The sequence below is a fragment of the Acinetobacter zhairuonensis genome, assembly GCF_022601715.1.
In the GTDB taxonomy this organism is placed as follows: Bacteria; Pseudomonadota; Gammaproteobacteria; order Pseudomonadales; family Moraxellaceae; genus Acinetobacter.
This window is the reverse complement of the sequence record NZ_JAKVIM010000015.1, coordinates 83,159-92,776: the sequence shown is the minus strand read 5'-3', so window position 1 is coordinate 92,776 and position 9,618 is coordinate 83,159. Positions and strand designations below refer to the sequence as shown.

Below are 9,618 nucleotides of genomic sequence, written 5' to 3'. Positions count from 1 at the left end.
TTAGGGGCGTCGCCAAGTGGTAAGGCAGCGGGTTTTGATCTCGCCATCCGTTGGTTCGAATCCAGCCGCCCCTGCCAATTTCAAGCTTAAAAGACAGAATAGCTTTTGCATCTTCTTGTTAATTTACCTTGACATGAATACGCAAAAATATTAAAATTCTGCCGCATTAGGGGCGTCGCCAAGTGGTAAGGCAGCGGGTTTTGATCTCGCCATCCGTTGGTTCGAATCCAGCCGCCCCTGCCATCTCATTTCAAACATACCAACCGCCAAGGGTGCTTCATGCCCAATCTTGTCGTTTTTAGTGGAACTGCTCATCCACAATTCGCCCAAAAAGTCGTAAGCCATTTGCACATTCCTTTAGGTGCAGCATCAGTTTCTACCTTCTCTGATGGTGAAATTGCTGTTGAAATCACCGAAAATGTTCGTGGTAAAGACGTATTTATCGTACAACCTACTTGTGCCCCTACGAATGATAACCTGATGGAAATCTTAGTAATGGCTGACGCATTACGTCGTGCAAGTGCTGGTCGTATAACTGCTGTCATTCCTTACTTCGGTTATGCACGTCAAGACCGTCGTCCTCGTTCATCACGTGTTCCAATTACTGCAAAAGTTGTAGCAGACATGCTAACAACTGTCGGTATTGACCGTGTTGTAATGATCGACCTACATGCAGACCAAATCCAAGGTTTCTTCGATATCCCTGTAGACAACATCTACGGTACTCCTGCATTACTTGCTGACTTACGTCAACAGTCTCATGACAACCTGATGGTTGTTTCTCCAGACGTTGGTGGTGTAGTGCGTGCACGTGCTGTTGCGAAACAAATGGGTGATATTGATCTTGCGATCATCGATAAACGTCGTCAAAAAGCGAATGAATCACAAGTGATGCATTTGATTGGTGATGTGAAAGGTCGTGACTGTGTCATTGTTGATGACATGGTCGATACAGCAGGTACTTTATGTAAAGCTGCTGATGCACTAAAAACTTTTGGTGCACGCAAAGTGGTTGCATACGCAACTCACCCTGTACTTTCAGGTAAAGCCATTGAGAATTTGAAAAACTCTGTAATCGACGAACTCGTTGTAACAGATACAATTCCATTGTCTGAAGAAGCACAAGCTCTTGGTAAGATTCGCCAAGTTTCGGTTGCCGGCATGGTTGCTGAAACAATTCGTCGCATTAACAACGAAGAATCTATTAGCGCAATGTTCGATAGTTATCTATAATACATCGCTAAAATTCCAAAGCCCTGCCCAGTGCGGGGCTTTGTCTCACTAGGTCGGTCGCAGATCTAGTTTAATTAAACTTAAATTAAGGATGTCTATCATGGCAAACTTCGTATTAAACGCACAAGCACGTGAAGCAGCTAACCAAGGGAAAGGTGCGAGCCGCCGCCTTCGTCACGCTGCACAAGTTCCAGCAATCATCTACGGTGGCAGCGCTGAACCTGTAGCTGTAACTTTAGAACTTCGTGAACTTGTTAAAGCTTTAGAAAACAATGCTTTCTTTGAAGAAGTTGTTGAAATCAAAGTTGGTGACAAAGTTGAAAGCGTTAAAATCCAAGCGTTACAACGTCACCCAGCTAAAAACACTCCAATGCACGCTGACTTCAAACGCGCATAAGTGTTTAATGGTGTAAATTAGTGGCTAATATTTCGCTAATTGTCGGTTTGGGTAATTCTGGAAAGGAATATGCCCAAACCCGCCATAATGCAGGCTTCTGGTTTGTAGAACGCATTGCAGACAAATATGGCATTACATTAAAAAACGACCCCAAATTTCACGGAATCAGTGGTCGAGGTAATATCGAAGGTCAAGACGTCCGTCTGCTTTTACCAACAACCTTTATGAACCTTTCAGGCAAAAGTGTTGTTCCGTTCTGTAAATTTTATCAAGTCGCACCTGAAGCAATGTTAATTGCTCATGATGAACTTGATATGAACCCTGGTGTTATTCGCCTCAAAACAGGCGGTGGTCATGGTGGTCATAATGGACTTCGTGACATTGTTCCACATCTGGGTCCAAATTTTCATCGTCTACGTATTGGAATTGGTCATCCTGGTTCAAAAGAACGTGTCTCTGGGCATGTGCTTAGCAAAGCGCCAAGCAGTGAACAAGGTTTAATGGATGATGCAATTGACCATGCACTTTCACGACTCAAGTTACTCGTGAATGGTGATATCCAACAAGCAATGAATCAAATCAATGCTTACAAACCCAACTGAATTTATTTGAATTGTTGAACAATCCTTCTTGCCATGTTACCCATTTCAGAGCAAAATGCGTTTTTTGCCGATTACTGGTTTTGTAAGAAGCGATTGATTTAACCATAAGATAACGGTCTTAGGTCCACTCAGGAGACGCTCGCCATGCTATCTCGTTTATTAAAATGCAAAATTCACCGCGCTGTAGTTACACATGCAGAACTTCACTATGAAGGTTCTTGTGCAATTGATGGTGTGTTAATGGATTTAGCTGGCATTCGTGAATACGAAGAAATTCATGTTTGGAACGTTACCAACGGTAAACGTTTCGCAACTTATGCGATTCGCGGTGAAGACAACTCTGGCATTATCTCTGTCAACGGTGGTGCTGCTCATCAAGCTGATGTTGGTGATCTTGTGATTATTGCAACTTTCGGTGCATTTACCGAAGCTGAAGCAAATGCGCACAAACCACGTTTAGTCTACGCGAACCCAGACAATACAGTAAATCACACTGCAAACTGTATTCCTGTACAAGTGGCTTAAGATGTAGAAAAAGCTCGCAGATTGCGAGCTTTTTTATTTCCGAAATAACCAAGTTCCCCACTCACTAATCCGCCCTCCTTCCTCCAATTAATTGTCTTAGCAATTTCATTGCAAACCTTGTCAGAAATAATCATGACGCTCAAGTTACATGAAAGATCTCATTTTCTGTAAATACGCTTATAATAGAACCACATCGCTTCAGGGCGGGGTGCAATTCCCCACTGGTAGTAATTTCAGTAGGATCATGATTTCTACTGATTCAGCCCACGAGCGTGTAGTCTCAACCCTACATGCAGATTTGGTTCAAAGCCAAAACCGACGGTATAGTCCGGATGAAAGAAGACGACGTCATCAACACCCTTCTTATTGCCTAAAGCACAGTAAGATGGTTTTGCTACGAGCCTATTTTCACATGTCCTGAAATGTTCAATCGTATTTTCAAGTTACGCGAGCGTTTCAATGTCTAATTTAATTCAACCCGAAATCTGCTGAACAACGCATTAACTGATATCCGCCAAGGCAAACCAGTCTTGGTGATGGACGACTTTGATCGTGAAAATGAAGCTGATTTAATTGTTGCTGCTGAAACATTAACGGTTGCTACCATGGCACGCATGATTCGTGATGGTTCAGGTATTGTTTGTCTTTGTATCACCAACGGACTTGCTGACCATTTAGAATTGCCACCGATGGTGAGCGATAACTCTAGCCAATTCAAAACAGCTTTTACCGTAACCATTGAAGCGACTCAAGGGGTAACAACTGGCGTTTCAGCTCAAGACCGCGTCACCACCATTCAAGCAGCTACCCGCACAGGTGCAGTTGCCAGTGATTTAAATCGCCCAGGTCACGTATTTCCCTTACGTGCACGTGATGGTGGTGTAGTCAGCCGTCGTGGACATACTAAAGGAACCATTGATCTTGCCCGCTTGGCTAGTTTGAAACCTACGGGGGTTTTATATGAATTAACCAATCCAGACGGCACCATGGCTTCTGGCATTCAAGTGCTGGCTTATGCACAAACCCATCAGCTAACCGTGATTACCATTGAAGAATTGGTTCAATATCGCTTGGCGCATCAAATCTAAAAAGATGCCTCAGCCACCATACTGAGGCATTTTCAAATGCTCATTGATCCATTTTACTGCGCCATAAACCCAATCCGTACAGCGGCCACTGATGCTTCGCTTTTAAGTGATGAATCACATAAGCAATCCCAACCAAAACACAGGCACCGATTAACACAGGAAACAATAAAAAACTCCAATCATAAGTAACGTGATGTGCAGACAATAGAATCACCAAAGGATTTGCACCCGCAGGTGGATGCACACAACGGAAAAATTGCATACATGCAATTGCTGCACCGACTGAAAATGCAATAGACAAATAATTCACACCAAACCATTTCAAAAAGCACAAACCAATCGCTGCCGAGATCAAATGTCCAAAAATGATGTTTCGTGGTTGTGCTAACGGCGATTGTGATGCCGCATAAAGCAAGACACAACTGGCACCAAAGGGAGCCATAATAAAAAGGTGACCACTCCAAGCTCCCAAACATAGCAAAACCAAAATGCTCAGACTACCCCCCATAAAACCCAACAGAATTTCGTACCCTGAGGGTGTCGAAGAAAGTTTTTCTTTACCTGTAAATATGCGCATTTATATTCCCCTGATGTTGTTTTCTACAAGTCGATAGCTTAAAATCAAAATAGTACAGATCTGTACTATTGGCAAGGAATAAATATACATGTCTAAATCTGCACAAAAAATATTAGATACGGCAGAACAATTGTTTAATCAGCATAGTTTTACGGGAGTCGGTGTCGATTTAATTCGCGACCAATCAGGCTGTTCCAAAACCACCATGTATACTTATTACAGCAACAAGCAACAGTTGGTGATTCAAGTTCTGAAAGCCCGTGATCTAAAGTTTCGACAGAGCCTATCCTCATTTGTTCAAGGACACGATAAGCTTGATGCCATCCATAAAATTTATGACTGGCATATGAATTGGTTTCACACAGATACATTCAAAGGCTGTCTCTTTATTCGCGCAGTCGCAGAAAGTACTGCACAAGACCAAGCCATTATAGAAATTGCACAACAACATAAAAGCTGGATCAAATATTTAATTCGCCAACAAATTACGGGCTTTAAAAATGAAAACGAAATAACTGAACTAACCTATAACTTTCTTGAGGCACTGATCAGTCGTTTTCTGGTCGAAGGTTTTAATTTAGTTCAAGCTGAACAAAATAAAGCCTTGCTGGATAAATTAATCAAATGCTTAATCGTTGAATGATACAACGCGATTAAGCAATGCTAATGTAGATCCCATAGAGTGCCACAGCAATTAAGATGATCCCACAACACGCCAATAGATGCTGATACAGCTTGGAGCGGGAAAAACGATTAAACATCAGATACACAAAGGAGAGCGTGGCAAAATCAAGCACAATCCAACTTAGGGTCAAAATACCCAGACTAAGGTTCAAATTCGGGGTAATTTGTACAAATTGTGGAAAGAAAGACGCAAAGAAAATAATGTCTTTGGGATTAGAGATCGCAACTAGAAAACCCTGCTTAAATCCACCATTGGCAACAGAGCTTGAAGCATTTTCGGTCCCAACATCACCCTGCCAGACTTCTCTTAAAATCTGTATCCCAAGATAAATAATATACAAGCAACCTAAAATTTTAACGGCATTAAACCATTGCTCACTAATGGTGAGAAAACCTTTTAGAATCGCAATCGAAGCAGCAATCAAAACCAGAGAAGCAAGATTGGTTCCAAAAATGGTCTGTAAAGCTCGTCGATAACCGCCTTTTAAACCCGCACTAGCGACCAAAAGCATCACAGGACCAGGAGTGGCAATCATAATTACAACAGCAAAACAATATAAAAAGTATTCAATATAATTCACAAGTCATTACTTTCTTTTATTCAAATTGAAGTATAGCGAAGAGACTAATCTTCTTCATGATCGCGCAATAAACTATGACTGATGCCATCTGCACGTAAAAATGCCAAATCATAGCTTGCTGTTGCCAATGCCAACACACGCCGCTCGAATTCTTGCCACAAAGCTTTCACTTGCTGCTCGCTAATACCCAAACCACTTTCATTGGTGAAATTTTTATTCTTTTCGCAAATTTTGAGTGCATGATACAACTTGCGCCCTTTTGAGGCTTCTGGTCGTAAACGAACGCGCTTGGACAGAACAAAGCCTTCCACATGGCGTAAATCTGCAAAGGGCAACATCGGAACTAAAATCTGATCCAGTTGAGCATCTAATCGCAGCCAAACCGCATGTTGTTGTTGTGCCGTATAAGTATTCCACTTAATCACTTCATGGTTAAAACGACGACAACCTCGACAAACTGCATCACCAAAGACCGTTGAACAACGCCCTGCACATGGCGTAAGTGAAGCAATCCGACGATCATTACTCAAAATAAGCTCCTGAAATCAGCAAGATATAATCATAAAAATGATACTAGACGTTTTTAACACCTATTAAAAACTGCTCATGCATCATACCTTTTCTCACTGCATTAAAAAACCATAATTCTTGACGGGTTTTCTCGCATATTGCCGCAATTCGCGCTAAAATATGCGCCTTAAATTTTATCCTTCGTTTATATTTGGAGTACTCCATGAACGCTACTGTAGAACAGCTTGCACCTGTAGAACAGCAAGCGACCTCTGGTTGGGTGGTTGCCGCACTTTATCAATTCAAAGAAGTTCAAGATCCTGCTGATCTACAGCAACGACTTTTAGACTTGGTAAATTCTATCAACCTCTGTGGTACTCTGATTGTTGCAGGCGAAGGGATTAACGGTACGATTGCAGGTGACCGTGCTGCCATTGATGCGGTTCAGCAATTTCTTTTCAACGAAGGCTTTAACGCAATGGAATACAAAGAGTCGCATAGCTCTGAAAAACCATTCCGTAAAATGAAAATCAAACTGAAAAAAGAAATTGTAACATTGGGCGTTGAAGTTAAACCACGCGATTTAGTTGGCCACTATCTAGATCCTAAAGAGTGGAACGAACTGATTGCCCGTGACGATGTGATTTTAATTGACACCCGTAATGACTACGAATACAAGGCTGGAACGTTTAAAGGTGCGCTGGACCCGAAAACTGAAACTTTCCGTGAATTTCCAGAATACGTGAAGCAAAATCTTGAGCAACATAAAGACAAGAAAATTGCCATGTTCTGTACTGGTGGTATTCGTTGTGAAAAATCAACTTCATTGCTTTTACAAGAAGGCTTTGAAGAGGTCTATCACCTTAAAGGCGGCATTCTAAAATATCTGGAAGAAACTCCTGCTGAAGAAAGCATGTGGGAAGGTGAATGCTTCGTATTTGATGGTCGTACTGCCGTAACACATGGTGTTGAAGAAGGCGAAAACATTAAATGTCACGCATGTGGTTGGCCATTAACTAAAGCTGAATCTGAATTACCAAGTTACGAACACGGTGTATCATGTGTTTTCTGTATTGATAAAACCACAGAAAAGCAAAAAGAAGGTTTCCGTATGCGCCAATCTCAAATTGCAGCAGCCAAACGTAAACGTCTTTAATCTCTCCTGAATATTTAAACTTAGCCTCCCAATGTGGAGGCTAAGTTTTTTTATGGGCCCTTTCATTACAGCAAACAAATACAAAACAATGCTTTACCCTACATTCAAATCCCACTAGGATAAATCATCTCTCACTTTCATAAACGTCTATGAACCTGACAGAATGGATTATCTCCATCATGGAGAAATTAGGCTATCTTGGCATTGCCCTACTAATGTTTTTAGACAATGTTTTTCCGCCTGTTCCTTCTGAAATTATTATGCCTTCAGCGGGTTACTCCGCCTCTCAAGGTGAACTTCTGCTCATCGGGGTGATTATTGCGGGCTGTATCGGCTCATTGCTAGCTGCGGCAGTTTTGTACTGGATTGGCTATAAATTTAATCACGATACCCTCTTTAGGTTTGTTGATCGATATGGCAAATATTTTTTTATTAAATCAGCAGATGTAAAAACAGCACTGGACTGGTTTGAGCATTATGGGCATCGAATTGTCTTTTTTGGACGTATGGTTCCCGCTGTGCGCTCCCTCATCAGTATTCCAGCAGGTATGAGCCATATGCCTTTTTGGAAGTTTATGTTCTATAGCAGTTTAGGCACCATTATTTGGACCAGTTTTTTGGCTTGCGTAGGCTTCTATTTCGGCGAGAATCAGACACTGATGCATCAAATTTTTAGCCAAGTCGGTTATGTGATGATCGGGATTGTGCTACTGATCGTTTTATGGATTTTATATCGTCGATATCAAAGAAAATCACGTCATTTCAAAAATTAAGTATATTCATTTAAGGATTTCCATGAAGCACTATCTCAAGCATTTTGCAGCCGTCTACAGCATCGCTTTAGTGCTATTGGTGGCTATTCTGATTTTTGGGCTTCATTTAGGTGGAATTACCCTGATTCCCGCATTAATTGCCTCCGCATTGATTAATGCAGCTCATTTCGTGAAAAAAGAGCAACGCTTACCCAGTAGTGATGAGAAAATACAATTGGTCTGGGGCTGTAGTGCCATCGCCATCATTATTGCCAGTTTCTTCGTATTCTTCTTGGTACTGATGAACCCAAATGCAGAACAAATTTTAAAAGCCGCAGATGAAGCAGGACTTGGACTGTCTGCCGTGATCATGCTCTGTCTGATTGCTGTTCATGGAGTAATCTTTCATTTTGCCTATGGTTGGTATGCCCATTTTATGGCGAAGAAACAAAAGCTCCTTTAATAAAAGTCATCCCTTCAAATCATCACCAAACCATCTTTATAGATTGATGCAACAAAAATAAAAATCGCATAAAAAAAGCACCTGACGGTGCTTTTTTTTGACTAAAACTTAATTTGGTGTGTGATACATCAAATAGAGTTCATTTAGATTGTCTGGAATTTCTTCCGCCAATTCATCCATCAATTGACCATTGCGACGGAAAGATTCCATTTGCGGATCTTCTTCATCAATGCCACTGAACACCATGATTGGTAAGGTTAAATCCACCAGTTGTTCTTCATATTCAGGTGCAAACCATGCATCTTCATTTAAGAACATGGCATCGACGAAACCAACACTCCAGTCACCTAAACTTGACTCAACGTCTGCTTCTTCAATTTCAAAAGGAAACTCAATGCCTTCTTCATTAGCCAAATTCTGACGGATACTGTCCAACCAAGATTTAACTTGTGCAATAATTTCAGCAGGAACTTTTTTCTGATTGCTTTCGAAAAGCTCATCTAACCAACGATCAAATTGCGGACCAACAGCAATTGCACATAAAAAACCATGAGTCGCTGCAAAATCTAGACCATGCTCATTTTGGTCGCCATCTAGATATTCACTCAATAGGTCTAAATCTAAAGCACTCATTTCATATCCAAGTTTAAAATTATAAGACGTAGCATAACACTTTCAACACACGATTCTCATCGTGAGTTTTAATCATCCTCATCATCAAAGTCGTCATCATCGTCGATATCGTAATCAAAATCTTTTAACTCGCGCTCTAAACGGCGTTGTGCGAGTAAGTCATCGATCAAGCGACGTTTTTCCAGCGACTCTTTTGCGCTAATTTTGCCTGATGCCTCGTCAAAATTGACGTCATCATCACCGTAGTTATCATCTAATTCAAAATCTGTTGAAGACACTCAAACTACCTCAGAATAAAAATATAATGGGTCTAGGCGCTATTTATCGTGCTTCAGAATCCTTGTCAAGATATATTTAAATTTATCCCATTTAATTTGAATTTTGGTCTTCCTTTTTAACCATTTTGTATGGCATGAT

General features: G+C 41.1%; 14 protein-coding genes, 2 tRNA genes and 1 riboswitch. Of the genes, 11 read left to right on the top strand and 5 right to left on the bottom strand.

Features of this window, described 5'->3' with window-relative positions; all coding sequences use genetic code 11:
- The first annotated feature begins 2 nt into the window (after nucleotides 1–2).
- The 7 genes from MKI85_RS12700 to ribB all read left to right on the top strand — a co-directional run bounded on the left by MKI85_RS12700 (nucleotide 3) and on the right by ribB (nucleotide 3,845).
- Nucleotides 3–77, top strand: a tRNA-Gln gene (locus MKI85_RS12700).
- Between the two features lie 91 nt (nucleotides 78–168).
- Nucleotides 169–243 (top strand) — tRNA-Gln (locus MKI85_RS12695).
- 36 nt (nucleotides 244–279) lie between these two features.
- The gene (locus MKI85_RS12690; RefSeq protein WP_100243191.1) at nucleotides 280–1,233 is read left to right on the top strand and encodes a ribose-phosphate pyrophosphokinase; all 954 of its coding nucleotides are present in this window, start codon (nucleotides 280–282) and stop codon (nucleotides 1,231–1,233) included.
- Nucleotides 1,234–1,333: 100 nt separating this feature from the next.
- Nucleotides 1,334–1,630, top strand: coding sequence for a 50S ribosomal protein L25 (gene rplY / locus MKI85_RS12685; protein ID WP_241628088.1), 297 nt, complete (start codon nucleotides 1,334–1,336; stop codon nucleotides 1,628–1,630).
- Between the two features lie 20 nt (nucleotides 1,631–1,650).
- A complete protein-coding gene (gene pth, locus MKI85_RS12680; RefSeq protein WP_241628087.1) occupies nucleotides 1,651–2,232 on the top strand; it encodes an aminoacyl-tRNA hydrolase in 582 nt (193 codons plus the stop codon).
- A 144-nt stretch (nucleotides 2,233–2,376) separates the two neighbouring features.
- Nucleotides 2,377–2,757, top strand: a complete 381-nt coding sequence (panD, locus tag MKI85_RS12675) for an aspartate 1-decarboxylase (RefSeq protein WP_016165796.1) — start codon at nucleotides 2,377–2,379, stop codon at nucleotides 2,755–2,757.
- Nucleotides 2,758–2,948: 191 nt separating this feature from the next.
- A riboswitch (FMN riboswitch) is annotated at nucleotides 2,949–3,105 on the top strand.
- Between the two features lie 137 nt (nucleotides 3,106–3,242).
- Nucleotides 3,243–3,845, top strand: a complete 603-nt coding sequence (gene ribB / locus MKI85_RS12670; RefSeq protein ID WP_413351705.1) for a 3,4-dihydroxy-2-butanone-4-phosphate synthase — start codon at nucleotides 3,243–3,245, stop codon at nucleotides 3,843–3,845.
- Nucleotides 3,846–3,885: 40 nt separating this feature from the next.
- On the opposite strand, the gene MKI85_RS12665 is transcribed toward ribB, so the two are convergent.
- Nucleotides 3,886–4,422 carry an HPP family protein gene (locus MKI85_RS12665; RefSeq protein ID WP_241628086.1) on the bottom strand — a complete coding sequence of 179 codons (537 nt, stop codon included), beginning with the start codon at nucleotides 4,420–4,422 and terminating at the stop codon, nucleotides 3,886–3,888.
- Between the two features lie 88 nt (nucleotides 4,423–4,510).
- Here MKI85_RS12665 and MKI85_RS12660 point away from each other — a divergent pair, with 88 nt between their 5' ends.
- Nucleotides 4,511–5,065 carry a TetR/AcrR family transcriptional regulator gene (locus MKI85_RS12660; RefSeq protein ID WP_241628085.1) on the top strand — a complete coding sequence of 185 codons (555 nt, stop codon included), beginning with the start codon at nucleotides 4,511–4,513 and terminating at the stop codon, nucleotides 5,063–5,065.
- A gap of 10 nt (nucleotides 5,066–5,075) precedes the next feature.
- On the opposite strand, the gene MKI85_RS12655 is transcribed toward MKI85_RS12660, so the two are convergent.
- Both MKI85_RS12655 and MKI85_RS12650 read right to left on the bottom strand, forming a co-directional pair.
- A complete protein-coding gene (locus MKI85_RS12655) occupies nucleotides 5,076–5,687 on the bottom strand; it encodes a LysE family translocator (protein ID WP_241628084.1) in 612 nt (203 codons plus the stop codon).
- A 44-nt stretch (nucleotides 5,688–5,731) separates the two neighbouring features.
- Complete coding sequence (locus MKI85_RS12650) at nucleotides 5,732–6,217, bottom strand: DUF1289 domain-containing protein (protein WP_241628083.1); 486 nt, start codon at nucleotides 6,215–6,217, stop codon at nucleotides 5,732–5,734.
- A 203-nt stretch (nucleotides 6,218–6,420) separates the two neighbouring features.
- On the opposite strand from MKI85_RS12650, the gene trhO reads away from it, so the two are divergent.
- From trhO to MKI85_RS12635, 3 genes are all read left to right on the top strand, one after another.
- Nucleotides 6,421–7,353 carry an oxygen-dependent tRNA uridine(34) hydroxylase TrhO gene (gene trhO / locus MKI85_RS12645; protein ID WP_241628081.1) on the top strand — a complete coding sequence of 311 codons (933 nt, stop codon included), beginning with the start codon at nucleotides 6,421–6,423 and terminating at the stop codon, nucleotides 7,351–7,353.
- A gap of 149 nt (nucleotides 7,354–7,502) precedes the next feature.
- Complete coding sequence (locus MKI85_RS12640) at nucleotides 7,503–8,126, top strand: DedA family protein (protein WP_241628078.1); 624 nt, start codon at nucleotides 7,503–7,505, stop codon at nucleotides 8,124–8,126.
- Between the two features lie 22 nt (nucleotides 8,127–8,148).
- Nucleotides 8,149–8,568 (top strand): ABZJ_00895 family protein, encoded by a 420-nt coding sequence (locus MKI85_RS12635; protein WP_241628076.1) that lies wholly within the window; start codon nucleotides 8,149–8,151, stop codon nucleotides 8,566–8,568.
- 108 nt (nucleotides 8,569–8,676) lie between these two features.
- Here MKI85_RS12635 and MKI85_RS12630 read toward each other — a convergent pair whose 3' ends face one another.
- Both MKI85_RS12630 and MKI85_RS12625 read right to left on the bottom strand, forming a co-directional pair.
- The gene (locus MKI85_RS12630; protein WP_241628074.1) at nucleotides 8,677–9,201 is read right to left on the bottom strand and encodes a YecA/YgfB family protein; all 525 of its coding nucleotides are present in this window, start codon (nucleotides 9,199–9,201) and stop codon (nucleotides 8,677–8,679) included.
- Between the two features lie 68 nt (nucleotides 9,202–9,269).
- Nucleotides 9,270–9,479, bottom strand: coding sequence for a PA3496 family putative envelope integrity protein (locus MKI85_RS12625; RefSeq protein WP_016165788.1), 210 nt, complete (start codon nucleotides 9,477–9,479; stop codon nucleotides 9,270–9,272).
- Nucleotides 9,480–9,618 lie beyond the last annotated feature (139 nt).

Bases quoted from the DNA above. Each gene is read 5' to 3' on its own strand.
- MKI85_RS12660 (WP_241628085.1), top strand. From the start codon at position 4,511: ATGTCTAAATCTGCACAAAAAATATTAGATACGGCAGAACAATTGTTT.
- MKI85_RS12665 (WP_241628086.1), bottom strand. From the start codon at position 4,422: ATGCGCATATTTACAGGTAAAGAAAAACTTTCTTCGACACCCTCAGGG.
- MKI85_RS12640 (WP_241628078.1), top strand. From the start codon at position 7,503: ATGAACCTGACAGAATGGATTATCTCCATCATGGAGAAATTAGGCTAT.
- MKI85_RS12635 (WP_241628076.1), top strand. From the start codon at position 8,149: ATGAAGCACTATCTCAAGCATTTTGCAGCCGTCTACAGCATCGCTTTA.
- rplY (WP_241628088.1), top strand. From the start codon at position 1,334: ATGGCAAACTTCGTATTAAACGCACAAGCACGTGAAGCAGCTAACCAA.
- trhO (WP_241628081.1), top strand. From the start codon at position 6,421: ATGAACGCTACTGTAGAACAGCTTGCACCTGTAGAACAGCAAGCGACC.
- MKI85_RS12690 (WP_100243191.1), top strand. From the start codon at position 280: ATGCCCAATCTTGTCGTTTTTAGTGGAACTGCTCATCCACAATTCGCC.
- MKI85_RS12630 (WP_241628074.1), bottom strand. From the start codon at position 9,201: ATGAGTGCTTTAGATTTAGACCTATTGAGTGAATATCTAGATGGCGAC.
- panD (WP_016165796.1), top strand. From the start codon at position 2,377: ATGCTATCTCGTTTATTAAAATGCAAAATTCACCGCGCTGTAGTTACA.